20 protein-coding genes, 2 tRNA genes and 1 pseudogene are annotated in these 24,588 nt (G+C 69.5%); 14 read left to right on the forward strand and 9 right to left on the reverse strand.

From position 1 onward, the window contains the following. Positions 1 to 103: 103 nt before the first annotated feature. Together BJ971_RS39870 and BJ971_RS39875 are read left to right on the forward strand one after the other, a co-directional pair. Positions 104 to 194, forward strand: a tRNA-Ser gene (locus BJ971_RS39870). A 577-nt stretch (positions 195 to 771) separates the two neighbouring features. Further along, on the forward strand, positions 772 to 2,049 hold the full coding sequence (locus BJ971_RS39875) for a calcium-binding protein (RefSeq protein ID WP_184998432.1): 1,278 nt from the start codon (positions 772 to 774) through the stop codon (positions 2,047 to 2,049). A gap of 152 nt (positions 2,050 to 2,201) precedes the next feature. Here the strand turns inward: BJ971_RS39875 and BJ971_RS39880 are convergent, their stop codons facing one another. Genes BJ971_RS39880 through BJ971_RS39890 form a run of 3 tightly spaced genes read right to left on the reverse strand, consistent with a single transcriptional unit; the run spans position 2,202 to position 3,339 of the window. After that, on the reverse strand, positions 2,202 to 2,339 hold the full coding sequence (locus tag BJ971_RS39880; protein ID WP_184998433.1) for a hypothetical protein: 138 nt from the start codon (positions 2,337 to 2,339) through the stop codon (positions 2,202 to 2,204). Continuing rightward, positions 2,300 to 2,686: a hypothetical protein gene (locus tag BJ971_RS39885; RefSeq protein WP_184998434.1), complete on the reverse strand. Its 387-nt coding sequence runs from the start codon at positions 2,684 to 2,686 to the stop codon at positions 2,300 to 2,302. Before BJ971_RS39885 ends, BJ971_RS39880 begins: the two co-directional genes overlap by 40 nt. Continuing rightward, on the reverse strand, positions 2,683 to 3,339 hold the full coding sequence (locus BJ971_RS39890; protein WP_184998435.1) for a hypothetical protein: 657 nt from the start codon (positions 3,337 to 3,339) through the stop codon (positions 2,683 to 2,685). The genes BJ971_RS39885 and BJ971_RS39890 overlap by 4 nt, the downstream gene beginning before the upstream one ends. Before the next feature lie 299 nt (positions 3,340 to 3,638). On the opposite strand from BJ971_RS39890, the gene BJ971_RS39895 reads away from it, so the two are divergent. From BJ971_RS39895 to BJ971_RS39910, 4 genes and pseudogenes are all read left to right on the forward strand, one after another. Further along, a tRNA-Arg gene (locus tag BJ971_RS39895) sits at positions 3,639 to 3,711 on the forward strand. A 418-nt stretch (positions 3,712 to 4,129) separates the two neighbouring features. Continuing rightward, positions 4,130 to 4,420 (forward strand): annotated as a pseudogene (locus tag BJ971_RS39900) (hypothetical protein); the annotation flags it as partial. A 65-nt stretch (positions 4,421 to 4,485) separates the two neighbouring features. Next, on the forward strand, positions 4,486 to 5,382 hold the full coding sequence (locus BJ971_RS39905) for a hypothetical protein (RefSeq protein ID WP_260415210.1): 897 nt from the start codon (positions 4,486 to 4,488) through the stop codon (positions 5,380 to 5,382). 376 nt (positions 5,383 to 5,758) lie between these two features. Continuing rightward, positions 5,759 to 6,055, forward strand: coding sequence for a DUF1349 domain-containing protein (locus BJ971_RS39910; protein WP_184998437.1), 297 nt, complete (start codon positions 5,759 to 5,761; stop codon positions 6,053 to 6,055). A gap of 164 nt (positions 6,056 to 6,219) precedes the next feature. Here the strand turns inward: BJ971_RS39910 and BJ971_RS39915 are convergent, their stop codons facing one another. Both BJ971_RS39915 and BJ971_RS39920 read right to left on the reverse strand, forming a co-directional pair. Continuing rightward, positions 6,220 to 6,357, reverse strand: a complete 138-nt coding sequence (locus tag BJ971_RS39915; RefSeq protein ID WP_184998438.1) for a hypothetical protein — start codon at positions 6,355 to 6,357, stop codon at positions 6,220 to 6,222. Positions 6,358 to 6,359: 2 nt separating this feature from the next. Then, the gene (locus BJ971_RS39920; protein ID WP_239087830.1) at positions 6,360 to 8,027 is read right to left on the reverse strand and encodes a LamG domain-containing protein; all 1,668 of its coding nucleotides are present in this window, start codon (positions 8,025 to 8,027) and stop codon (positions 6,360 to 6,362) included. A 299-nt stretch (positions 8,028 to 8,326) separates the two neighbouring features. Between BJ971_RS39920 and BJ971_RS39925 the strand changes: the two genes are divergently transcribed. The 3 genes from BJ971_RS39925 (at position 8,327) to BJ971_RS42450 (ending at position 13,865) form a co-directional block, all read left to right on the forward strand. After that, positions 8,327 to 10,273 carry a YncE family protein gene (locus BJ971_RS39925; protein WP_184998440.1) on the forward strand — a complete coding sequence of 649 codons (1,947 nt, stop codon included), beginning with the start codon at positions 8,327 to 8,329 and terminating at the stop codon, positions 10,271 to 10,273. Positions 10,274 to 10,351: 78 nt separating this feature from the next. Next, on the forward strand, positions 10,352 to 12,667 hold the full coding sequence (locus tag BJ971_RS39930) for an Ig-like domain-containing protein (protein WP_184998441.1): 2,316 nt from the start codon (positions 10,352 to 10,354) through the stop codon (positions 12,665 to 12,667). 10 nt (positions 12,668 to 12,677) lie between these two features. Further along, entirely contained in the window at positions 12,678 to 13,865 is a 1,188-nt protein-coding gene (locus BJ971_RS42450) for an Ig-like domain-containing protein (protein ID WP_184998442.1), read from the forward strand. A 50-nt stretch (positions 13,866 to 13,915) separates the two neighbouring features. On the opposite strand, the gene BJ971_RS39940 is transcribed toward BJ971_RS42450, so the two are convergent. Continuing rightward, positions 13,916 to 14,560 (reverse strand): hypothetical protein, encoded by a 645-nt coding sequence (locus tag BJ971_RS39940; RefSeq protein WP_184998443.1) that lies wholly within the window; start codon positions 14,558 to 14,560, stop codon positions 13,916 to 13,918. A 94-nt stretch (positions 14,561 to 14,654) separates the two neighbouring features. Here BJ971_RS39940 and BJ971_RS39945 point away from each other — a divergent pair, with 94 nt between their 5' ends. After that, entirely contained in the window at positions 14,655 to 15,794 is a 1,140-nt protein-coding gene (locus tag BJ971_RS39945; RefSeq protein ID WP_184998444.1) for an outer membrane protein assembly factor BamB family protein, read from the forward strand. Between the two features lie 6 nt (positions 15,795 to 15,800). Here BJ971_RS39945 and BJ971_RS39950 read toward each other — a convergent pair whose 3' ends face one another. Next, positions 15,801 to 18,872, reverse strand: a complete 3,072-nt coding sequence (locus BJ971_RS39950) for an ATP-binding protein (protein WP_184998445.1) — start codon at positions 18,870 to 18,872, stop codon at positions 15,801 to 15,803. Positions 18,873 to 18,970: 98 nt separating this feature from the next. On the opposite strand from BJ971_RS39950, the gene BJ971_RS39955 reads away from it, so the two are divergent. Further along, positions 18,971 to 19,825: a class I SAM-dependent methyltransferase gene (locus tag BJ971_RS39955; protein ID WP_184998446.1), complete on the forward strand. Its 855-nt coding sequence runs from the start codon at positions 18,971 to 18,973 to the stop codon at positions 19,823 to 19,825. Between the two features lie 60 nt (positions 19,826 to 19,885). Here the strand turns inward: BJ971_RS39955 and BJ971_RS39960 are convergent, their stop codons facing one another. Continuing rightward, the gene (locus tag BJ971_RS39960) at positions 19,886 to 20,083 is read right to left on the reverse strand and encodes a hypothetical protein (RefSeq protein WP_184998447.1); all 198 of its coding nucleotides are present in this window, start codon (positions 20,081 to 20,083) and stop codon (positions 19,886 to 19,888) included. Beyond that, positions 20,080 to 20,586, reverse strand: coding sequence for a helix-turn-helix domain-containing protein (locus BJ971_RS39965; protein ID WP_184998448.1), 507 nt, complete (start codon positions 20,584 to 20,586; stop codon positions 20,080 to 20,082). The genes BJ971_RS39960 and BJ971_RS39965 overlap by 4 nt, the downstream gene beginning before the upstream one ends. A 92-nt stretch (positions 20,587 to 20,678) precedes the next feature. Here BJ971_RS39965 and BJ971_RS39970 point away from each other — a divergent pair, with 92 nt between their 5' ends. The 3 genes from BJ971_RS39970 (at position 20,679) to BJ971_RS39980 (ending at position 24,578) form a co-directional block, all read left to right on the forward strand. Then, positions 20,679 to 20,915, forward strand: a complete 237-nt coding sequence (locus BJ971_RS39970; protein ID WP_184998449.1) for a hypothetical protein — start codon at positions 20,679 to 20,681, stop codon at positions 20,913 to 20,915. 7 nt (positions 20,916 to 20,922) lie between these two features. After that, the gene (locus tag BJ971_RS39975; RefSeq protein ID WP_184998450.1) at positions 20,923 to 21,561 is read left to right on the forward strand and encodes an ApaLI family restriction endonuclease; all 639 of its coding nucleotides are present in this window, start codon (positions 20,923 to 20,925) and stop codon (positions 21,559 to 21,561) included. 104 nt (positions 21,562 to 21,665) lie between these two features. Next, complete coding sequence (locus BJ971_RS39980) at positions 21,666 to 24,578, forward strand: hypothetical protein (RefSeq protein WP_184998451.1); 2,913 nt, start codon at positions 21,666 to 21,668, stop codon at positions 24,576 to 24,578. Positions 24,579 to 24,588: the final 10 nt, after the last annotated feature.

The raw sequence follows: 24,588 nt of genomic DNA on the forward strand, positions 1-24,588 counted from the left end.
TTCCTTCGAATTTCGGGGCGCGGCGCGGCTGAGGGGCAACCTCTTTGCCGGGCGCCAGGGCGGTCCGGTATCCTCAACCGGCGGTGGCTTGCACGCCACCTGAGGAGACTTCGCCTAGTCCGGTCTATGGCGCCGCACTGCTAATGCGGTTGGGGTTTTATAGCCCCTCCCGGGTTCGAATCCCGGAGTCTCCGCTTGTTGCACCAATTCGGCCGTGACCCGCGGAAAGCGCGGATCGCGGCCGTTCTGCTTCCCGGCCCGATCACGGGTTAGGCCGGCCGTCCTCGGACGGCCGGTGGCGATGGGCAGCCTCGTCCACTCTTGCTCGTCCGGGTCGCGGTGACCATGGGTGAGCCCGCGGTCCTATATCGGTGAGTCGCCGACGCGTTCGCGCGGTTCGAACGCATCCCGTTCGACGTGCCCGTCGATGGACTCGGCACCCGGGCGGGCTTCGCGGACCGGCTCGCGTCGGTTCGGCCTTTGCCTTCTGCGCCACCTTCTCCCCGATGCGCGCTTCCCCATGATCCGCACGCTTCACCCTGATCCGCGCGCTTCTTCCCGATGCGTGTGCGGATCCGGTCTGGAGGGTCGTGCGCGGCCGCGCGTCCCGCGGCTTCGCCGTCATCGAAAACGAGGTCTGACGCTCCACAAACGACGGTGGCGATTTTAAGCCGAAAGGACGAGTCGTTACCGTCCCATCGGGACTAAATGGCGAGCGCGCCTCACGTACGATGATCGCCGATCACCGCACGCAAACTACGGGGGTTCTGCATGTCCGTGTTCCATCGCAAGGCGCTCGCCGGTATCGGCCTCACCGCCACCGCTGTCGCGTCCACCGCGCTGTTCGCGATGCCCGCGCAGGCGGCGTCGGCGGGTCTGGCGAAGGTTGTCGGGTCGTCCACCGTGCAGTTCAACGCCCTGAAGGGCAAGAGCAACGGGCTGACCATCACCATCTCCGGCCGCACCGTCACCCTGAACGACAAGGTGGCCATCAAGGCCGGCAAGGGATGCAAGGCCGTCAAGGGCGACAAGACCAAGGTCAAGTGCACGACGAAGAAGAAGACGACCAAGCTGAGCGTCGCGCTCGGCGACAAGAACGACTGGGTCACCAACAAGACTTCTGTGTACCTGCTCACCGACGGCGGCTCGGGCAACGACACCCTGACCGGCGGCTCCGGCAAGGACCAGCTCCAGGGCGGTTCCGGCAACGACAAGCTGTACGGCAAGGGCGGCGTCGACACGATCTTCGGTGACTCCGGCAACGACGCCATCTACGGCAGCACCGGCAACGACCGCATCGACGCCGGAACCGGCGCCGACAAGGTCTACGGCGACTCCGGAAACGACCTGATCTACGGCCGCTCCGGCGCCGACCGGCTCGTCGGCGGCACCGGAAACGACGACATCTGGGCCGGTGCCGACATCGACACCGTGTACGGCGAGGCGGGTATCGACTACATCCGCGGCGAAGCCGGAAATGACATCATCCGCGGCGGCGCGGATGAGGACGAGATCTGGGGCGAAGCGGGCAACGACACGCTCTACGGTGACGCCGCGAAGGACGTGTTCTACGCCGGCACCGGCGACGACCGGATCATCGGCGGCGCCGGAGACGACGACGCGATCGGTGAGAGCGGCAACGACTACTTCTGGGGCGAGGGCGGCATTGACCTCTTCCTCGGTGCGACCGGCAACGACCGGATGAACGGCGGAACCGAGACCGACTACCTCTTCGGCCAGGAGGGTGACGACAACGTCTACGGCGACGAGGGTGACGACTTCCTCGTCGGTGAGTACGTCGACGACGACCTCAACAAGATCGGCAGCGACACGGCTCTCGACCTCGTCGACGGCGGCACCGAGTCCGTCGATGGCGACCTCTGCCTCGTGATGGCGGCGGGCACCGCGACCAACTGCGAGCTCCTCGAGGTCCCGCGGCTCCCCGCTGCCGCCCGCTCGGCGACCTCGTCGACGGCACCGACCGCGAGCGCCGTCAAGGCCGCGGCGGAGGCCAAGGCCCGGGTGGCCGCATTCCAGTCGGCCAAGTAACAACGCGCGACTGAACGTCCCGATCAGCGGGGGCGTACCAGCGGGAGAAGTCCAGCCGCCGGTACGTCCCCGCTGATCCGTTTGGACGGCGACCTCTGACGCACGCAAAAGGCCGGGCCGCACCACAAGGTGCGACCCGGCCTTTGCGTGCGTCAGCGGCGGTAGGTGCGCTTGGCGCCGTATCTGAGGTTGCCCGCCTTGTCGTACGCGCGAAGCCGGACGGTGAACTTCTCTCCGTACTTCGCGGGGTTCACGGTGAAGCTGTAGGCCGCCTTGGCGTCGGTGGCCACCAGCTGGACCTTGGCGATCCCGTTGCGGTGCCCGTGAACTTCTTCTTGACCTTCGCCTTGTTCTTCGGCGCCTTCTTGATCGACACGGCGGGCGCGGTGTTGTCGACGATCACCGTGCGCTTGACGTACGTGGGGTTCCCGAACGTGTCGGCGCTCAGCCACAGCACCGACTGCGTGCCGTCCTTGCCCGTCTTCTCCGTGAAGGACGTGATGGGGCTGGACGGGTAGCCGGTGCCGATCAGCGCGGTATCCCCGATGCCGCGGGGATCGGACGTCTTGATGTAGGTGCGGAAGCTGGAGCCACGGACGAGCGCCCGCTCGGCCGGCCCGACGCTGTCGATGTTCACCAGGAACGACTTCGACGAGGTGTGGCCGAATGGCGTCCCAGACCTGGACGCCGATGGTGGCGGTCGGCGCCTTGAGTCGCGTGGCATCCCAGTCGAACACCGGCTCCGTGGAGGTAAGGACGCCGTTCACCCGCCACTCGGTACGGGCAATCCCTGCGTCGTGCAGCATCGGCCGGATGCGGCTGATGGCGCCGACCCAACAGCACACTCCTGGTGTAGTAGCCGTCGTCCACGATGTACTCGCTGCACATCGTGTATCCGTTGCCGGCCTTGTCGGTGGCCCGGAAGCACGGAGACTCGGTCTTGTCGAGGCCCTCCCAGTGGAAGGTCCAGGGCGTCTCGGTCTTCGTGACGAGAGAGGCGCCGCGCTGCCCCTCGGTCATCTCGACCTTGACGGCGTCGGCCGCAACCTCGGCGAGGGCGATGTCGATCGGTCCGGTGCGCATCACGGTGCCCACCGCGGGCGAGAGGCCCGCCAGCTTCGGCACCTTGTTGTCCACGTGCACGGTCGTGGTCAGCGAGGCCATGTTGCCCGCCGCGTCGAAGGCCCGGACCGTGACAACCGCGTCGCTGTCATCGTCGACGAAGCCCCGGAAGGTCGGCCGGGCCCTCGACCCCGCCTGACCGGTCCGCGTCCCCGTGGCGTGCGTCATGGTGACGGGCGTCTCAGGTCGGCCGCCGTCGTCGGCGGTGATCTCGACGTGATTGCCCGTCTTTCCTGGTCAAGTGGCCTAGGCTTCCGCTCGGAGGCCCGGGGCCGGCAACGACCGGATCGGATGCCGGGCCGCCGTGCGGCACGGCGCGCCACCCACCGGCACGCGGGCCCGGCTTAGCGGCATGCTAGAGTCGTCGCCTAGATGGTTCAGCGCGCCAAAACGCCTGGACCAGCGGAAACGTAGCAGCGACCCGCTGGACGCATCGTCACGCGCCAGCATGGAGAGCAGTTATGTGAGCGCCCGTAGCTCAATGGATAGAGCATCTGACTACGGATCAGAAGGTTAGGGGTTCGAGTCCCTTCGGGCGCACTTCATAAGAATGGCCGTGACCTGCGAAAACGCGGATCGCGGCCATTTTCGTATCCCAGTTTTGAGCCCTGTTCTCCTGCCATGTGGGACGCGGTGATCCGATGGTGATCGCGACGAACGGCTCGACCTGGCGGCGGCTGGTCAAGTGGACCACCGTGGTGTGCGGCCCGTGCCGGGCGATGCAGGCCAGTGTGCGGGCAGGTGCCGGCGCAGGGCGCCGGAAATGGCCAGGGCCAGAACGCGGGTCAGGGCCAGAATCCGGGCACCGGCAACGCGGGGAACAACGGGCGAGCAGGTCTGCAACGGCTCGGCCGGGTCGGCTGACAACAGTACAGATTGGACCTTCCAGGCCCGTGCTGAGGCGCGGGCCCGGATCGTGCTGTCGGCCCGAACGACACCGGTAAGACCACGACGCACCTGGTGGCGCGGGCTCACGGACACCGGGGCGGCCTCGGGCGTGCCGACCGGTGGCGGCGCGATGGCCGCGGTGCTGGTCACGGTGTTCGGGCCGACGCTGTCCGGCTGGCAGACCGAGCTGCTCGCGCAGCCGGCCGTGTGGACGGTGCCGCTCGCGTTCACGGTGATGGTGGCGGGCTCGCTGCTGACCCGCGGCCGGGTGCCCGCGGACGTTGGCGCGACGATGCTGGCGGCTGCACACCCCGGGAGTAGCGTTAAAGAAACTTTAAGGAACGCATGCTCAGCGTCATGAACTGCTGCCACATCATTGCTCGTATATCTCGGCACAAGCAGTACCGAGACGAAGAGGAGCCGTGCATGTATCGACGCGGAGTCAGCAGCCGGACGCGCAAGCTGGTGATTGCAGGTGCCGCCGCAGCGCTGCTGGGTTCGGCGCTCGCAGTCGGCACGGGGATGAGCCAGGCCGCCGAGTCCGGAGCCGGCTCCGGAAACATCAACGCTTTGGTGCCGGCGCTGGGTTTCAGCCCGGGCGATCCGAACGCGACGGCCGACCGCGTGGGCCCTACCGGGGTAAAAGTTCCCGGTCGCTGCCCACCCACTCAAGCCCAAGTGAACGCGCAGGTAGCGCTCAAGAATGCGAACCTTCCGAGTGGAACGGACCTTGAAAGCCGCATCCAACGTTTTGAAAAGACCTTGTCGGCGATTCAAGACTTGAAATGCCCCGCATCTTCCACGACTTTGCTGGGCCGCTTGAATTCCTTGACCGCGCTGCGCGGAAACGCGAACCGCGATAACATCCTGCGTGGTTTGGGTTTGAACGAAACGCCAGCGGATAAAGCCGCCGCCACAGGATCCGGTGACGCGGCCGCGGGTGGAGCGACGGGGAACGCCGGAGCCAGCTCCGGAAACATCAACGCTTTGGTGCCGGCGCTGGGTTTCAGCCCGGGCGATCCGAACGCGACGGCCGACCGCGTGGGCCCTACCGGGGTAAAAGTTCCCGGTCGCTGCCCACCCACTCAAGCCCAAGTGAACGCGCAGGTAGCGCTCAAGAATGCGAACCTTCCGAGTGGAACGGACCTTGAAAGCCGCATCCAACGTTTTGAAAAGACCTTGTCGGCGATTCAAGACTTGAAATGCCCCGCATCTTCCACGACTTTGCTGGGCCGCTTGAATTCCTTGACCGCGCTGCGCGGAAACGCGAACCGCGATAACATCCTGCGTGGTTTGGGTTTGAACGAAACGCCAGCGGGATAAAGCTGCGGGTAATGCGGCGCCGCAAAAACGCGCCAGCGAAACAAGCGGCTCGCAGAGCGGCGCCGCGGACAACGGCAACCTGATCCTTCGCGGATCCCGATCCACCGCACGGAACCGCCTCGCCGGAGGCCCTCGCACCACGGGGGGTCTCCGGCGCGTCCGTGTGTGGGCCATGCGCGCGGTGATCTTCGGCTACTTCGGCACGCTGACCGACCCCGGCGCTGAGGAGTATCGCGAGCGCGCTGGTCCCAGGCGCGGCGCGGTACCGGGTCGACCCCGATGACGCGGTCTGTGAGTACACGGTGGACGATCCGGCCGGCCTGCTGCCCCTGGTGGGCAGCGCCGGGCCGGTATAACGGTCGGCATGGAGATCCGCGTGCCTGAACTGCCGTTCCCGCTGAGCTGGTCACCCGCACCGCAGAGCTGGCCTACAAGTGAGGACGGATCGGTGCGCGCCGAGGCGCCGCTGCTGCTCGGCTCGTACCGGGGTGACTTCCAGTTCTCGGCGCTCGTCGCCCCGGCCTTCGGGGCCGCTTTCGACGCGGGTGCGCTGATCGTCCGGGAGGGCCCGGATCGCTGGCTCAAGCTGGCATTCGAGGCGCCGCCGGAAGGGGTCCCGATGGTGGTCTCGGTGGTGACCCGCGGATCCTCGGACGACGCGAACGGGGCATGAGCCCAGACCGAGCAGCGGAGGCGGTTCTGCAGCGGCTGAAGGAAGGTGGGCCCACAGCCTTCGGCATAACCCGAGAAGCAGACCGCAGCCATGCTGTCGACGCCACAACGGCGCGGTGAAGGGCTTTCTCGTGCTCACGCTTCAGCTCCCTGAGCGCCGCGCCGTCAGTGCTTCCTGTCGGCCTTGCGCCTCCGCTTGTCCTCGGCGTCGGCAATGCCGTGTGCAACGGCCGTCCGGATGACCCGGTACAGCACGGCGATACCAAGCAGCCCGAGCAGCGGCACCACGATCCCCGCGTCCACTTTCAGGAGCTCGCGAGGTTGTTGGCCTGGGCGTCGTTGAGCGGGTAGCCGAAGACGCGCACGTCGCGGATGGAACCGGTCCAGAATGCGTTCTCGCGGCCGTTGACCTTGTCCCGGCCGACGACGAAAGGACCCTTGGCAGGCCAAGGCGCGAGGTGTGCCGCCTGGCCGGCCTTCCTGCCGTTGACGTACAGGGTCAGAAGGTTGTTGCGCTGGTCATGGACGCCGGTCAGGTGGGTCCAAACACCGGGCTGCGCCTGTGATGTGGAGACGGCCCGGTCGACCCGCCACCCGGTCGTGTCGCCGGTCGGCATTCCAAAGCGCCAGGTCTTGTCGTCGGCCTCGTACCAGAGGATGAAGCCGCTGATCTCGGTGCCGTCCTGGCTGACGGCAGCGACGGTGCTCGAGCCTGGCGCAACCTTCACCCAAGCCGAGATGCTGAACCCGTAGGTGGTACCCAGCACGGCCTCCGGTCCTGTGATCTCGCCGGTTCCGTCGAACGTGGCGGCGGCCTCTGCGGTGTTCCAGGTGACGCCGGGCTCCAGGGATCCGTCGTGGTGGTTGGCGGAGCTGTCCGTTGCGGTGACACCGCTGGTTTCCCGCAGTTGGTAGGCGAGGGAGGCGGAGCCCTTCAGCTCGCCGTAGAGCGGCGCGTGGTCGGAGACGCCCGTCGGCTGGCAGACGGCCGGATCGCGTTTCGTGCTGCAGTCAGGCTGGACCGTGCCGTGGTAGTCGGCGTGGTCGGCAAGGCTCGTCCGGGAGTCGCACTGGGCGAATCCCGCGGTCGAGAAGAGGTAGTCAATCTTTATGTCGCTGTTGGTGTACGAGACGATCTTGCCGTCCGAATCGGCCGTGACGCCCAGATAGCCGTGGTAGGTGGTTTCGTTCGACGCGTCGCCGCCGTCGTTGGTGTAGTAGCTCTGCTGGTCACACTCGGGCATCAGGCTGTAGAGCGGCTGGAGCGCATCGCGGCTCGTGGTGTTGAAATCCCCGCCCAGCAGGACCCAGGGGTAACCCGCGACGGCGTTGCGGACGATGCCGACCTGGTCCGAGTAGACAAGAGGGGGCGCGTCGGGGTTACTGACTTTGTCGTAGTTGGTCAGGTGGGCATTGCAGATGCGCGTCTGCCACCCGGTGACCTTGGCGCACAACACGTATGACCATTCCTGACCCGCCGGAATGGAAAGGTGCCCGTCCGGCATCGGTTGCTGCAGTGACGTCGAGTCGTGCGAGGCGATTGTGCCCCGCACACCGATGGCGGTGGCATAGGTTCCGCTGAGCGCCCCGCGGCAGTGCGTTTCGGGCGAGCCGCCTGCCCTGGTGGTGGGCTCCCACTCGAAAGACCATTCCGACCCCAGGTTCTCCTGGATCAGGGTCAGCAGGCTCTTTCCGCGTTCGGCGTTGTTCAAGGTGCCGGCGCAGACCTCCTGGAGCAGCACGACGTTCGCGCCCCTGCTCCTGACGAGCTTGCCCAGCGCGTCGGCTTTGGCCTGGGGCTTGTTACGGTCCGGGCAGTACCCCGACTTGGCCGGGGTACTACCGCCGCCTTCGCCGCACATGTTCCAGGTGATCGCCTTGATCGCGTCACTGGCAAAGGCGCGACCGTTCGGATCGCCCGGCGTCGTGGTCTCGGCCAGGGCGGACGTAGGCAACGCGACCGACAGCAACACTGCCGCCAAGACGGCAGACAGCCGGCGCCTTACGTTTTTCCCCAACCTCATGCGACCACCCATCCAGAGTCATACACGGCGGCAGAAGGTAACAGGCGAGCCGGCCGGGGGTGGGCGTCGAGTCGTAGGCGTTGCGACGGGACGGGGGCGGAACGTCCGTTCGGGTGATCTTTTTGCGCGAAGATCAAACTAGGCTGCCCGCGTCGGTGACGTCTGTCGATACGGGGAATCTCATGCGTCCACTGCGCGTCGCGCTCGCGGCTGCCACACTCGCTGGTTCGGTCCTGATAGGTGTGGCCGTGTCGGCCGGCACCGCCATGGCCGACACCTACGGGAGCCTGCCGATCACCTCCGTCGGTGATCTCGTTGTGGACCCGGTGCATCAGCGGGTCTTCATCAGCGACACGTTGGGCGGGAAGATCGTCGCCACCGACTACCGGGGCAAGGTCGTCGGCGAGCTGACCGGCCTGCCCCTCGTGGACGGCCTGGCGCTGTCCGCCGACTCGGGCCGGCTCTACGCCGCGGTGCCCCCGGCGAGTGCGCTCGTCGCCGTGGACACCGCGACGGTCACCGAGGCCGCCCGCTACCCCGTTGGCGAAACGGTGCACCCGAGCGAGGTGGCGGCCGTCGGCGATCGTCTCTGGTTCGGGTACGACCACGTCGCGACCTACATCGGCCGGGGCGACTTCGGTTCCGTCGACCTCGGCACCTCCGAGGTGCGGCTGCACGACTACACCGCCGACTCGTCCGAGGGCCTGTACAACGACCCGCCCCGGATCCTGGCCAGCCCCGCGCGTCCCGGGCTGCTGGTGGCGGCCAACATGGGCGACACCGGGGCCGAGGTGGGCTTCTACGACATCTCCACCGGCGACGCGCGCCTGACCGGGAAGTACCTGCCGGGCCTCGGCACGATCACCGGGGTGATCGCTTTCACCGCGGACGGCGACAAGCTGATCAGGGCCGACTTCGGGAGCCGGCAGAGCATCGACGTCGACACGCGCGTCGGCACCGAGGTCTTCGCCGGGCACGGAAGCACCCGCGGGCTGGGCGTCGCGACCGACGGGCGGGTCGCGGTGGGTACCGACCAGGGCATCAAGGTGTACGCCCAGTCGACGACCGAGCCGACGCAGACGATCTCGCTGCCGGCCGTGGACGGTTACGCCACCCGGCCGGACGACCTTCGCGGGGGCAGGCTGGCGTGGGAGCCCGGCGGTGACCGCCTGTTCGCCATCGCGGAAGGGCGGGACGGGTTCTGGCTCCTGGTGCTCAACGACTCGTCGACGACTCTCCCGACGAAGACCCCGCCGCCGGTTCCGGCCGTCGCGCTGAAGCAGCCGTCGTTCTCCTCCGTACGCGCGGGCACGCCGTTCACCATCACCGGTACGGCCACCGCCCTCCCGGAGGGCGCCGCGCTCACCGTGACGCGGGTCAACGACGAGGCCCCGGCGGGCAAGGTGATCGCGACCGTCACGCCGGACACCGCGGGTGCGTTCGGCTTCACCGACACCCTGACGGTGGAGGGGCAGGCCACCTACACCGCCCGGTACGCCGGTACGGGGGTCGGCGATGCGCTCACCTCGGCCGGCGTGAGCGTCTTCGCCGCCAAGGAGCCGGTGACGCTCACCCTGAGCGGGAACGGTTCGACTTACGCGTACGGGTCGACGGTGACCTTCACCGCGCGGCTCGGCAAGTGGGGAACCAACCGGGACGTCGAGATCTGGGCCGACCCGGCCGGCGGCGACCAGCCGCGGCGGCTGCTCAAGAAGGGCGCCGTCGACAGCGCCGGCAAGCTCAGCGTGAGCCTGCGGCTGACCCGCAACACCGCGCTGACCGCCGACTACGCCGGCGACGCCGTCTACGGCGCGGTGGTGGCCTCGGCGACGGTCTCCACCCGGGTGGCGGTCAGCACCAAGGTCACCAAGCACTACAAGACCAAGAAGATCGGGTCGAAGACGTACCACGTCGTGCGGACCACGAAGGATCCGCACTTCATCACGACGATGACCGCGTACCCGGACCGCTTCTACCGCCTGACCATCGAGAAGTACTCCGGCGGCAAGTGGAAGACGTACAAGACCGGGTCGTTCGGTCTTGACTCGAAGGGCAAGTCGGAGACCTGGATCACGGGCTACTACAAGGCCGGCCTCAGGTTCCGGGTGCGCGCCGAGTACGGCGTCTCCACCTACAGCGACAAGGTCAACGCCAAGACGTACGGCGCGTGGAGCTACTACACGTACGCCAAGTGACGACGGCTCCATAAGGGACTGCGCGCGGCTCGGCGGATCACTAATATCTACGACAACTGATATTCCATGGGGGAATCGTTGTATCAATCCTTTACCCGCCGGGCTCTCGCCGCGCTGACCGCCTCCGCGGTCTCGGTCGCGGGCCTGGCGATGCCGGCGTACGCCGCCGACGAACCGTCCCTGCTCGCCGGTCCGGAGCAGGAACTCACCGCCGCGGTCGGCGAGAGCTTCGCCGCCACCCTGTCGGTCACCAACGCCGGTGACACGGCGGTCGACGGCGTCGCCATCAACTTCGCGCGCGCCTTCGGGTTCGAGGCCACCGAGGAGTTCGCCAACTGCACCTACGACTCCGGTGTGCCGCGGGGCTGCGCCTTCGACCAGACGCTGGAGCCGGGCAAGACGTACCGCGTGGTCGTGCCCTTCCGGTCGGGCGCGGACACGTACGCGCCCGGCGGTGTGTTCGGCCAGTTCGAGTGGCAGACAAAGGCCGAGTACCGGCCGGCCGGCACCGCCGGCGGCGGCCCGGAGCTGCGGCTCCAGGAGGGCGACAAGCTCGGTGAAAGCCGGGCGAGCGCCTGGCAGAACGTCGAGGTCATGATCACCGGCGACAACGGCGCGGACCTGGTCGCCATCGGCGACGCGGTCGGCGGGAAGGTCGGCGAGGTTGTGGAGGCCGAGGTCGGCGTGCACAACAACGGCCCGGCGACGCTGGACTGGTCCATGTCCGGCGAGTCGCCCGGCTTCGTCGCCATCGTCATTCCGGCCGGGACCTCGGTGGTCAGCTCGCCCGGCTGCGAGAACTGGCCCGCGAAGTCGAACCGGTACCAGTGCCAGACCGCGACCCGATTCAAGGTGGGCGCGACCACGACCTGGAAGTTCTCCCTGCGGATCGACAGCGTCGTCGCCGACGGCGCCGGGTCGATCGAGGTGAACCCGGACTGCCAGTGCCAGCGCTTCAGCCGCGATCTGGACAAGTCGAACAACAAGGCGCCGCTGTCGGTGGCCGCGACCGCGGACACGACCGCGCCGGTGATCGTGAGCACCGGCATCGCGACGGATGTGCCGAAGCGGGCGTTCTTCGAATTCCACCCGACCGTGACCGACGATGTAAAGGTCACCCGGCTGGACGGGACCATTCGCACGCAGAGCGAGCCCAACTCCTGGGTCACCTGCAGACCGCACCCGTCGCCGCCGCTCTGGTACTGCAGGACGAACACCACCACGCGCAGCTGGAACGAGTTCGACGCCGAGATCACCCTGCGCGCGTTCGACGCGGCCGGCAACGCCAGCGAGCCGGTGACCACGACGGTGCACGTGGACAACCTGCCGCCCAGGGTGGGCTTCTCCCCGGCGCTCCGGACGGTGGTCCGCCCCGGCCCGGTCGCGATCTCGCTGACCGGCGTGCCCGACGACGTGGTGCAGATCAAGGTGCGTGACGTCGTCGACGGCCCCGCGGTGGCCACGCTCACCGAGGCGCCCTGGTCCTGGACCTGGAACGCCGTGGAAGGTGCCGGGCCGTGCGTGCTGGCCACCGACCGGGCCGGCAACATGTGGTCCGGGTGCACCGACTACGCGGTCGACACCGCGGCGCCGGTCATCGACTGGGTGTCCTCCTCCAGCGACTACTCGTCGAACCGGCTGGACAACGGCGGCGGCTGGGTCGGCGCGCACAGCCGGGTGGGTGCCTACGTCACCGATCAGTCGCCGATCGCGCGTACCGAATGGTGGGTCAACGGTGTCCTCGCCGCGACCTCGCCGGACTTCCAGTGGGACACCCGGGCGATCGCGGTACCCACCGCGAACCTGGAGCTCCGCGTCTGGGACGCCTTCGGCAATCTCGCGTCGAAGTCCCTCACGGTCAACATCGACAAGGCGGCGCCGGTGGCGACCGTGTCCCCGGCCGAGAAGTCGCTCGTCCGGGGCACCACGTTCGTCACCTCGATCAAGGCGACGGACCGCAACGGGGTCGCCTTCACCGGCATCGCCGGTGCTGACTACCTCTCCGGCTCGCGGACGAGCGTGCGGCTCAAGTCCGGAAAGGACGGCGCGCGGACGGTGACCTGGCAGGTCGTCGACCAGCTCGGCAACTCCGCGTACGTCAAGCGGACCGTGACCGTCGACAACACCGCGCCCGCCGTTTCGTTCAAGAGCGCGCCGAAGAACAAGGCGAAGCTCAAGAAGACGGTCTCGCTGACTGCCAAGTCGAGCGACCGCAACGGCGTCGCCAAGGTGCAGCTGCTGGTCAACGGCAAGGTGGTCGCCACCGACACCAAGGCCGCCTACGCCTTCAAGCTGAACCCGAAGAAGTACGGCAAGAAATTCACCGTGCAGCTACGCGCCTACGACAAGGCCGGGAACGCCAAGTACTCGACCAAGCGAACCTACCGCCGCTGAGGGGAATGCTGTGTACCTCAAACTCCGGCACACCGGAATGGTCACCGCGGCCGCACTCGCCGCCTCGCTGATCGCCACCCCACCCGCCTTCGCCGCCGGCTCGGTGCCGAAGGTCTTCGCGGAAACCGCGGAGTTCTGGGTCGGCGGCGTCACGCCGGTGACCTTCTATCCAGGGCAGGGCCAGGACATGTCCGCCGTCACCGGCCTGACGCTGTTCGCCGACGGCACGGAGGTCGGCACCGACACCGCCGCGCCCTGGGGCATCGACTGGGACACCCGGGGCTTCAACGGCCTGGTGCGCCTGAGCACCCGGGCCACCACGGACACCGGCACGTCGACGACCGACGGCATGACGGTCGACGTCGACAACAACGCGCCGACCGGACTGACCGTGCGCTTCCCGCGCAGGGACGGCTACATCGGCCAGGGCGGCGAACTCGCCGTGGACGCGAACGACGACACCTTCGTCACCGGCTCCGAGTTGATCGTCGGCGGCGTGGTGGTCTCGTCCAAGGACCTCGCCGGCGGCGGCAACCTCGACCTGGGCTGGAACGTCAAGCTCCCGAACGGCAAGACCGACATGACGGTCCGCGTACGGGACAAGGTCGGCAACGTGACGGCGCTGACCAGGAGCGTCACCGTCGACAACGACCGGCCGGTGATCACCGGCAGCACCACCGCGGGCAGCGCGGTCCGAGGCAGCTTCAAGGTCACCCTGACCGGCTACAAGGACGCCAGCCCGTTCGTCACCTTCGAGGCCCTGCTGGACGACCCGGCGATGCAGCGCTCGTACGGCCAGGAGGGCTCCCCCCGCACGCTCACCATCGACAGCCGGGACGTGCCGGACGGGAAGTACACGCTCGGCTGGCGCGCCATCGACGCGGCCGGCAACGAGGGGGTCCTGAGGCGCCCACTCATCGTGGACAACAGGGCACCCGCGGTATCGATCACCAAGGCGCCGAAGAACAAGGCGAAGGTCAAGAAGAAGTTCACGGTCACCGCCAAGGCGACCGACACGTACGGGATCGCCAAGGTGCAGCTGCTGGTCAACGGCAAGGTCGTCACGACCGACACCAAGGCCGGCTACTCGTTCACGGTGAACCCGAAGAAGTACGGCAAGAAGTTCACCGTGCGGGTCCGGGCCTACGACAAGGCCGGCAACGTCAGGTACAGCTCCACCCGTACGTACAAGCGCTAGCTAGCACCGGCGAAAACGAAGGCCCAGGCATCGTGCCTGGGCCTTCGTTGTCAGTCCACGAACTCGAAGCACACTCCCTCCGGATACCTCCAGAGGCCTCCGGTCGCGTTCACCTCGGCCACGGTGTTCAGGGCCGCGTTCTTCTTGGTCAGGTCGGAGCCGGCCGAGTCCAGCAGTCCGACGACGGCCTTGCGCGATGCGATCAGGGCGCTCAGCGCATCTCGGACGTCCGCGTCGGTGGTCAGGCGGCGGGCACCGGTCACAGCCTGGATGTCCGCCTGGTACCCGGCGCGCAGCGCCTTCACCGCGGCGGCGATCTCCGCCTCGGAAGACCCCTTGTTGACCTTCAGCGGGCCGTTGGCCTCCTTGACCGCAGTCAGGCGGTCGTCGGACTTGAACGTCGCATCGCAGGCGGCGTTGGCGTCGCTCCTCGCGTCCGTCGCAGTCGGCTTGGGGGAGGACTTGCGCTTCGACGGTGACGCGGTCGCGGAGCGCTTCGGCGAGGTGGTGGCCGGCGCCGCGGCCGACTTCGACGCCGCGGGCGTACCCGTGGGTGCGGGCTGCGAAGGCGAGGCGGGCGCGGAGTCGCTCGGCGGGATGGCGGCCGGCGGCGCCGCGGCCGGATCCGCGTCCTGGCCGCAGGCCGCGGTGAGCAGGCAGACGCCGAGCGCGAGGACGGCGAGGGTGTTTCTCACAGATGGTTCCCAAGATCTCTAAGGGGTGAAGTGCGACGGGATCTTAGTGGTGTCGCGGGTGGATCCGGCTCACCGCACAGCGATCATCGCTTCCATGAAGAAGCACGTCAGGAGCGCGGGAGGGGTGATCGGCCTCGCGCTGGCCGGCGTGCTGGCCGGGCTGCCGTCGCCGGCGCGGGCGGCGGCGCCGGGATGGACCCATGACGGCTTCGGCCCCGGGAACACGGGCTACAACGCGGCCGAGTCCGTCGTCAACGCCGGCACCGTCAAGAAGCTGAAGCTGAGGTGGCGCGCGACGCCGCGGCCGGGTACCGACGGCTGCCTTGAGCAGACCACGCCCGTGGTCGCGGACGGCCGCATGTTCATGGTCGACGGCGGCGGCGTCGGCGCCTACGACGTGCGGACCGGGCGGCGGTTGTGGAGCGACACCGCGGTCATGCGGGAGATGGTTCACCGGACGATGACCGTCGCGGGCGGGCTCCTCATCACGACCGGCTACTCGTGCTACGGCGTCAGCGATCCCAGCGGACACATCGTCGCGCTTGACGCGAAGACCGGCGCGGTGCGCTGGAAGCTCCTCGAGGGAAGTGCCACGGAGAGCGTTGTGGCCGACAGCGGCATGCTGGTCAGCTACTCGGTGTGTGAGGTCTGCTCCAGCCACCGGATCAGCGGATACCGGGCCGGCGACGGCACCGAGGTCTGGGGCCGGGAGGGCGTGCTCGCGAGCCCGGTCTCCGCCGGTGGGCGGCTGCTGGTCACCGGGACGGAGAAGGGATCGTTCGCGGTGGCCGCGACGACCGGCGAGGTGCTCTGGCGTTCCGGCATCCGATGGTCGGTGCTGGCCTCGAATCCGGCCAGTGACCAGTTCTACGTCCGGGGACCGGACCGGCGACTCGCGGCCCTGAACGCGTCGAACGGCACGGTCCTGTGGTCGGTGCCGTCGGCCGAGGGGCAGGTGGCCGCCGACGGGCGCCGCGTGTACGTGTCCCGCGACGACGGCGTGACGGCCTACGACGCGGTGACCGGTCGCCGACTGTGGCACCGTGCGGGGGTACCCGTCAGCCGGCCGGTCAGGGCGGGCGGCCTGCTGTATGTGGCCGGCGGCATCCTGTCCGCGGCCGATGGATCTCTCGTGATGAGCGCGACCTACAGCTCCGCCGAGCACCATGCGGTGGTCGTCGGCGGACGCGTGTTCAGGGTCAAGGGGTACGAGGTGCAGGCGTACACCCCGTAGGGCAGATCAGTCGCCCCGCGGGTCGTACCGGCAGGTGGATCCCGTGTGGACGGTGTGGTCCAGGTACTCGCCGAGGTCGGGGTGGACCTCGGCGATGCGGCGGATGGCGTCGCGCAGCCGTGCCGTGACGGCCTTGCGGGCGCGCTCGGCGGCGCTCGGCCCCAGCGACCGGGCGGCCCCGCCGGGCCGGGTGGCCCGGCGCAGCTCCGCGAGCAGCCGTTCGCGTTCGTCGGTTGCCCGCTGCCGGCGTGCCTCGTCGTTGCGGGCCTGCGCGGTGTCCAGCTCCTCGGCGAGGTCGGCCAGCCGCTGCCGGTACTCCCGCAGCGCCCGCCGGTCGAGCACCGGGTCCTGACCGCTCGATTCCGCCGGGTACGCCCGGTTGGCCAGCTCCAGCGCGGGCACGGCCGCCCCGGGCCGGTCGAGCAGGGTCGCCAGGTCGTGCAGGCCCTTGGCGTCGCGCAGGTAGGCGGTGTGCCCCCGGAAGCCGGCCGTCCAGAGATCGCCGGAGCGGCGCAGCATGACCGGTGCGTCCGTGAGTGGCAGCCCGGCCAGCGCGGCTCGGGTCTCGGCCTCCCACGCCTGCGCGCCGAGCTGCCGGTGCACCTCCAACGCCCGGCGCAGCCACCGGCCGGCCTCCGGCCGGTCGCCGAGTGCCGCGTACAACAACCCGACGCGATGCGCGTGAGCGCCCATGAAACAGACAAGGGCGGCGTTGACCGCGCAGGTCTCCGCGTGTGGGAGCAGGTCGTCCAGCAGCCGGGCGCAGAGCGGCCGGTCGGCCAGGGCGATCGCGGCGGTCGCGAGCTCGCCGACGAACACCGACCACAGGTACGAGCGGTCGGTCCGCCAGTCCTCCAGGGCGAGCACCGTGTCCACCTCGCGGCGGGCGGCGGCGAGGTCGCCGGCCCGGGCGAAGAAGCCGGCGGCGACCGCGTGCGCGTGCGCCGGTGCGCCGATCCACCAGTCGACGGCGGCCGCGGCGGTCGCCCGCAGCTCGTCCGGGTCGGCCCGGAACCGGGTGATCTCCAGCCGCTGCGACATCCGTACGTTTCCGGTGTCGCCGTCGCCGACCGCCTCGCCCAGGGCGGCGGCCTCGTCCGCGAGCCGCTCACCGAGGTCGATGTCGCCGTCGAGCAGCGCCAGCGCCGCCTCGCGGATCCGCAGGTTGTAGGTCTGGCGCGGCTGGCGCAGCCGCTCGGTGATGTAGCGGTACTGGCTCAACGTCGCCCGGAACGCCGCCGACCCCGACTCCAGCTCCGCGGTCGCCGTGAGCAGCAGCGCCTGCGCGTGCCGCTCCGAATCGCCGGTGCGGCGGGCCAGCTCCGCGATCTCCGTCGCGATCGCCTGCCGCGGGCCGGCCGTGCCGGCGGTCCACAACGTGTCGTGCTGCGCCAGCAGGCAGTTGGCCAGAGTGGCCGGATCGTCAAGGCCGCGGGCGATCGCCACCGCCCGCTCGGCCAGCGGACCCGCCTGCCGGCGATCCACCGATACGGAATGTTGCAGCTGCCGGGCGATCGCCGCGGTCACCTGCGCCTCGGCCGCGGTGCCCCCGCCGGCCAGCGCGGACCGGGCGGTCTCCAGGACGGCGATCAGATCGGTCCGCGGCATCGCGAACCGTGCGCCGATCCGGTCCAGGCCCAGCGCGACTGCGCCGAGCAGGGCGGCGTCGCCGGTCGGCGTGGCCCGCGCCCACGCGGTGTCCAGCAGCTCCCGCGCCGTCCCGGCGTCGCCGCCGCGCAGCCGCAGGTCGGCCTCCTCGGTGAGCAGCAGAACCAGCTCGGCGGCGGTGAGCCGGTCGCCGGCGTCGGTGACGGCCGCCCGCGCCCGGGCCAGCTGCCCGGCGGCGTCGGTGAACGCGTACCCGGCCCGGTCGGCGTCGGCGGCGGCCCGCGCCCAGCTCAGCGCCGGCCCCGCGCCGGCCAGCGGCACGGCCGCGGCGAAGTGCCGGGCCAGGTCCGCCGGGAACACCTGGCTGCCCCGTTCGTACCGGTGCGCCAGCGCGACCGCCGTCCGATGGTGCAGCTCCAGCCGGCGGGCCGGCGGCAGGGCGGCGAGGATCGTCTCGCGGTACAGGTCGTGTGCGAATCCAGGGCCCGCCGATGTCAGCACGCCGGCGGCCGCCGCGCGGTCGATCAGCTCGATCACCGTCGTCGGCGGTGACCCGGTCACCTCGGCGAGCACGTCGGGCAGCAGCACCGAGCCGCCGACCGCCGCCGCGCCCAGCAGCGCCGTGCACGCCGCCGGCAGGCGGGCCAGCCGGCTGCCGATCGCCTCGCGGACCGCGACCGGCACCGCGGCGCGCCAGGCGTCGTCGCCGCCGGCGGCGAGCAGCCGGCACAACTCCCCGGCGAAGAACGGGTGCCCGCCGCTGCGCTCGTACACCCGGCCGGCCCAATCCGCGGCCGCCGCGTCCCCGGCGATCGTGCGGACCAGGTCGGTGACGTCCCCGGGTGGCAGGCCGCCGAGCGGTACCAGCTCGGCGGCGTTGGAGAGCTCGGCCAGCGCCGCCGCGACCACGTCGCGCGCCTCACCCGACCGGTACGCCCCGACCAGCACCACCCCACCGGTACGCGGCTGGTGCGCCAGGAACCGCAGCAGGTCGACCGTCGACCGGTCGGCCCATTGCAGGTCGTCGAGGAGGACTACCACCGGCTTGGCGTCGCCGGCCAGGCCGAGCAGGCGGCCGACCGCGTCGAAGATCTGGAACTGCCCGGCATCCACCACGGCGGCGTCGACCGGCGACGCGCCGGCCGGCGCCGGCAGGATCGCGGACAGCGCCGGATCCAGGTCGGCGCGCAGGCCGTCGTGCCGGTCCAGCAGCGCTCGCAGCGCCTGCGTCCACGGCCACCATGCGGGTGCCCGATCGCCGTCCCAGCACGTACCCCACACCACCGTCGCACCCCAGGCCGACGCGTCCGCGGCGTACCGGGTCAACAGCGCGGTCTTGCCGATCCCCGCCTGGCCGGTCACCAGGACCAGGCCGGGCCGGCGGCCGGCCGGACCGGCCGATGCCGCGGCCGCCCGGTGGACCGCGCTGAGCCGGGCCAGCGGCTCGGCCCGGCCGACGAAGAGAACCACCCGGGGATTGTCCACCCTGCCAGCCGGTTTCTGGCGGCTCGCCAGGCCCGTTCTGGCGCGGTACGGGTGTCATCCCATCGACTACACCGGAGGACCTCATGGCCACCACGTTCGACCCGCGGCAGTACAAGGAGACCACCCGCGCCCAGTGGCAGGACGCGGCCGAGGCGTGGCACCGCTGGGGGCCGACCATCGAGCGCTGGCTCGGCCCGGCCACCGAGCGGATGCTCGACGCCGCCGGCGTGACAAAGGGCAGCCGGGTGCTTGACGTCGCCGCGGGCGCCGGCGGGCAGACCCTCGCCGCCGCACACCGGGCCGGCCCCGACGGCGAGGTCCTGGCCACCGACATCGCCCCGGCGATCCTGGAGTACGCCGCCAAGGCCGCCACCGACGCCGGACTCGGCAACATCACCACCGCCGAACGCGACGGCGAACGGCTCGGCCTCGACGGCGCCGACTTCGACGCGGCCGTCTCCCGGGTCGGGCTCATCTACTTCCCGGACCAGCAGGCGGCCCTGTCCGGCATCCGCGCGGCACTGCGACCCGGCGGGAAGTTCTCCTCGGTCGTCTACTCCACCGCCGACCGCAACGGCTTCTTCGCCATTCCGGTCGGCATCATCCGCCGCCGGGCCCAGCTGCCGCCGCCGGCACCGGGCCAGCCCGGCCCGTTCAGCCTCGGCGCGCCCGGCGCGGCCGAGCAGGCCCTCGGCGCGGCGGGATTCCGGGACGTCACGGTCGAGGCGGTGCCGTCGCCGGTGACGATGGCGAGCGCCGCCGAGTGCGTGCGCTTCGAACGCGAGTCGTTCGGCGCGCTGCACCAGATGCTCAGCGGGCTGGCGGTCGCCGAGCGGGAGGCGGCCTGGGTCGAGATCGAGCAGGCACTCGGCCAGTTCGAGGGACCGACCGGCTTCACCGGCCCATGCGAAATGCTTGTCGTCACCGGAACCCGCTGACCGCGGCCCGACGCCGCCGAGCCTTCCAGCTACGGGAGGCCCGGCGCGCGGCGCCGGGCCTTAATCCGCTGATGTGTACATGCCGATCCACCGTTCGAGGCGTCTCGTGACCCGAGGATCGAGCTCCAGGGTGTCCCGCGGGAGGCGATCCTCCGGGATGGCTCCCAAGACCGATTGACTGCCGATCACGACGACGTCGGGATCGTCGGCGATCTGGCTGGCCGCGCGCAGGACATGTTCGAGCTGCTCGCGATTCACGCCGCGTGTTCCCAGCCGCTGCGGGTGAAGGCTTCGAGGACCTTTCGCCGCTGCGGCTGGGACAGGACTCCGGCGAAGGGCGAGTTCTGCCGTAGCTCAACGGACTCGGGATCTTCCGAGGTCAGCGTCTTGAGGACGGCGCCGGGCCCTTCGCCCAGCTTCTCTCGCCAACGCAGCAGCCAGACCTCGGTCATGGTGCCCTGGTGCTGAACCATGAGCCGGTCGAGGTTTTCGGTGGCCTTGCCCAGAACCGAGTCCGGATCGGTGACCAGGTTGCCGGCGACCGCCTGATGCAACCACAGCGACTTGAGCTGATCGCGCGTCAGTCTGTGCTTGGGCCGGATCAGCGCCTCGACGGCGTTTCGCTCGACCCTTCGGTGCTTGCCGACCATGACGAACGGCAGGTCTCCTCGCTCACAGAGATTCACCACCTGCTGGCGCGAGGTGCCCAGGACCTTGGCCACCTCGCCGGTGGTCAGGAATCCGGCTGTCGTCATCGCCATGGTTAGAGGCTAATCCGTAAACGCCAAAAACACAAAACTCGTGGCCGTGGCGCTTCTGGCTGGCCGGGTGTCGATGGCCTATCGTCACTGCCGTGGATGAGCGGAGCAGTGGGGTGGCCACCGTGCAGGTGACGGGCGTGTGGTTCATCGTGGCCGGGCTGCTTGTCGGTCTTGTGGCCGCGGGCAATACGCACGTCGGGTTTCTGGCCGTGGCCGGCCTGCTCGTGTTTGTCGGGGTGGGGCTGCGTATCGAGGCGGCCATTCGTGACATCGGCGGGAGAACGCGGCGTCCGAATTCGGCCGGTGACCTGAAAGCGCCCGCGAAGTAGCGAAGTGGTGACGATCGAGGCCAAGCTTCAGGAGCTGGCGGTTCGCACTCGTGACGCGCTGGCGCGGCAGGTGGAGGCCCGGCGCCGGGAGCTGGACAACGACGACACCAGCCACCAGGAGCTGTATCGAATTCTCGGAGTGCCGGCCTCCGAGTGCGCGAAGATCGACCTTTATCAGAACGTCGGCCGTTTCGTGTACAAATATGCGGGCGCGCTCCTGGAGGCGGCGACGCGGATCTGCCTTTCCGAGGTGGGCGACGGGTCCCGGCTGCTGCTGCCGAACACGGTTTCCAGCAGTCCGGCACAGTTCGAGATCGACTGCTACACCAGGGTCGACAACAAGGCGCACGAGATCAAGTGGCGTGACGCCACCACCGACGGTGACCACATCAGGAAAGAGCACAACAAGATCTTGGCGATCGTCGGTGCGGGATACATGCCCGTACGGATCATGTATTACCTGCCGGTCCGATCGCAGGCTCTCCGGATTCAGCAGCGCGTCATTGCCGAGTTCCGCGATCGGGGCGAGGCGTATGTCGGCGACGAGGCGTGGTCGTACGTCCAGGCATACTCCGGCGTCGACCTGCGAGCCGAATTACTCAAGCTCGACGCACCCCATATCGGCTGGTCGAACTTCCTCGAATAATGCGGATGGCGGCAACATGATCATCGATGTTAGGCTCCCTTACCCCCGTTAACTGCCTCCTTCCCAGGGGCATGGGATCCGGGGGTCAACGGGGAGTACACATCATGCATCGCACCCTCCGGGCGCTGCTGTCCGCGGCCGCTGCCGCGTTGAGCGCCACCACCGTTCTCGTCGGCCTGGCGGCCGATCCCGCCCTGGCCCAGAACTACGACACCCTGTCGCCGACCGCGTGGGCCCACACCGACAAGGCACAGCCCTCCACTCCGGACCCGAACCCGTCCGGGGACTACCTCATCGGTAGCAGCGAGGACCCGTCGGGCCTCAAGCACACCGGTCGTGCGTACTTCACCTTCGACCTGACCCCGCTGAAGGGCCAGGTTCTGCACCGGGTGACCTTCTACACCTACGAGCGCACGGTCAACGACTGCTCGCAGGTCGCGCCGATCGAGGTGTGGCGGACCAGGCCGGTCACCAGCGCCACCACCTGGCAGCACCCGCCGCGGGAACTCGAGCTGCTGGGCGAGCGCTCCTACGGCAACGGCGTCATCTGCCCCGGCGCGTACCTGGGCATCGACATGATCCCCGCGGTACAGGCGGCGCTCGGCCGCGGCGAGAAGACCATCACGGTCGAGGTGCGCATCAAGGCCGGCAGCGAGGGCGACGCCCGGATCGGCCGGACGATGACCCCGGGGCGGATGAGCTACGGCGCCAACCACGCGCCCAAGGTCAGCGGGCTGAAGCTGAAGTACCCGGACGCGGGCTGCGGGACGATCGACAAGCACCCGTCGGCCAGTTGGTGGATGCAGGCCCAGGCCACCGTCAAGGACGCCGACCCGCAGGACCACGCACAGATCTGGTACGCGTACTGGCCGGTCGACCGCCCGGATGAGCGCAAGGAGACCACGAGCCCGAGCTTCGGCGGCGGGATCGCGGACGGCACCGTCGTCGCCTGGACGGCGCAGGGCCGCGACTACGACGACGCCGGGCCCTGGGGCAGGACCTGCTATTTCACCGTTGACACCACGGCGCCCAAGACCAAGCCGATCGTGTTCTCCAAGAAGTACCCCAGCGAGGGCTACCCGGGTACCGGCGGTCCGGGCGTGCCCGGCACCTTCGTGTTCGACGCGGCCGGCGACACCGAGATCACCGGCTTTGAATGGAATCAGAACGACGGCGGCCTGAGCCAGCGCGTGGTCGCCAACCACCGCGGTGGTAGGGCGAAGGTCACCGTCACCCCGCGCTACTCGGGTCGGGGCTCGCTCAAGGTCGCCGCGGTGGACGCCGCCGGCAACCGAAGTGAGTGGACCGAGTACCGGTACACGGTCCGCGACACCGCGCCGTCCGCCGAGATCGAGATGAACGGGGTCGGCCTGACCAGCCACATCAAGCTCTACTCGCGGGCGGCCGAGGTCACCGAATTCGGGTACGCGATCGACGGCGGCCCGGAGACCCGGGTGCCGGCGGTCGACGGCCAGGGCGAGGGCGACCTGGTGTTCGACAGCACCGGTAGCAAGACGGTGGTGTCGCGCGCGTACGCGGGCCGGAAGATGATCGGTTCGGACACCGTGCAGATATCGGTCAGCGACGCGCCCAAGATCAGCTCCGCCGAGTTCGACTGGCTGAGCTCGCCGGTCGCCGGCAACCCCGGCTCGTTCACGTTCGCGCCGCGGACCACCGACGTGAAGTCCTACCGCTACGACTTCGGCGACGGCGACCAGAAGGAGATCAACGCCGGTCCGGACGGAAGCGCCGTGCTGGCGTGGACGCCCGAGGTGGGCGGCTACTACACGATCACCGTGTACTCGGTGGACAGGTGGGGCCACCAGTCGCAGCCGGCCCAGGAGTCGTTCTCCGTCATCGACACGCATCCCGGCGTGTACGTCCACGCCTACGACCCGCAGGTCGGCGACCCGGTCGCCGTGAGCGCCTGGTCGGATCTGCCGAACGCGGTGGCGATCGTCTACAGCTTCGACGGCGGCCCGGAGCAGACGCTCGACGGGCGGTCGGTGGACTTCGAGGTGGTGCCGACCCGGGCCGGGGACAACGCGATCAAGGTGTGGGCGAGGCTGGACGACGGGACGCTCACCCCGCCGACCACGTCCGTCGTCCACGTCAACTCGGCTCCGCGGATCACCTCGCAGGGCCCGTTCGGTGAAGACGCGGTGATGGGGCGGCCGGTGACGATCACCCTCACCGCTGCGCAGGACGGCGCGACCACGTTCCGGTACTCGATCGGCAACTCGTACGACGGCGAGGAAGACCCGGTGCGGACCGTGCCGGTCGGTGCGGACGGCACGGCGACCATCTCCTTCGACGTGCCCGAGGGCTGGGGCGGCGTCTGGGGCGACGTCCTGGTCATCGCGACCAGCCTGACCGCCGACGGCACCGAATCCGACACCAAGTCCGTGTCGCTCAACCTGCGGAACCCGCGCGTCGAGGTCAACAACCCGTGGCCGGCGGACTCCGGCGATCCGATGGGCGGCGTCGGGGTGCCCGGTCAGTTCGGATTCTCCGCGTACGACCTCAACGAGGTGACCACCAAGTACCTGTGGCACGTCAACGACGGTCCGGTGCAGGAGTCGGCCCGCGACCCGGAGGCGTGGGAGAACACGGTCTCGTACACGCCGGACCGGGTCGGCGCCAACACGCTCTACGTCCAGCGCGAGTTCACCGACGGGTCGCTGTCTCCGCTCGAGACGATCCCGTTCGAGGTCGGTACCCGGCCGCTGATCACGTCGGACGTCTATCAGCACGACGCGCCGAGCGGCGGCGCCGGCGAGGCCGGCGCCTTCCGGTTCAGCGGCGGCATGCCGGGAATCGTGTCGTACGCCTACCGGTTCGTCGCCGACAGCAACGGTGACGAGGCCGCCGCCGGCAGGGTGGACGCCGTGGCGGACGGCTCGGCCCAGGTCGAGTTCACCCCGCCGGCGGCGGGCTCCTACGTCGTGCTGGTGACCGGGCGTACCGCGGCCGGCACGACCACCACGCAGGCGGGTTACCGCTTCGAGGTGCGCTAACGAGGAAGGG

The sequence above is a fragment of the Amorphoplanes digitatis genome (assembly GCF_014205335.1).
In the GTDB taxonomy this organism is placed as follows: Bacteria; Actinomycetota; Actinomycetes; order Mycobacteriales; family Micromonosporaceae; genus Actinoplanes; species Actinoplanes digitatus.

Coding starts and splice junctions, on each gene's coding strand:
- BJ971_RS39875 (WP_184998432.1), top strand. CDS start 772: ATGTCCGTGTTCCATCGCAAGGCGCTCGCCGGTATCGGCCTCACCGCC.
- BJ971_RS39905 (WP_260415210.1), top strand. CDS start 4,486: ATGTATCGACGCGGAGTCAGCAGCCGGACGCGCAAGCTGGTGATTGCA.
- BJ971_RS39945 (WP_184998444.1), top strand. CDS start 14,655: ATGAAGAAGCACGTCAGGAGCGCGGGAGGGGTGATCGGCCTCGCGCTG.
- BJ971_RS39965 (WP_184998448.1), bottom strand. CDS start 20,586: ATGGCGATGACGACAGCCGGATTCCTGACCACCGGCGAGGTGGCCAAG.
- BJ971_RS39955 (WP_184998446.1), top strand. CDS start 18,971: ATGGCCACCACGTTCGACCCGCGGCAGTACAAGGAGACCACCCGCGCC.
- BJ971_RS39980 (WP_184998451.1), top strand. CDS start 21,666: ATGCATCGCACCCTCCGGGCGCTGCTGTCCGCGGCCGCTGCCGCGTTG.
- BJ971_RS39890 (WP_184998435.1), bottom strand. CDS start 3,339: ATGACGCACGCCACGGGGACGCGGACCGGTCAGGCGGGGTCGAGGGCC.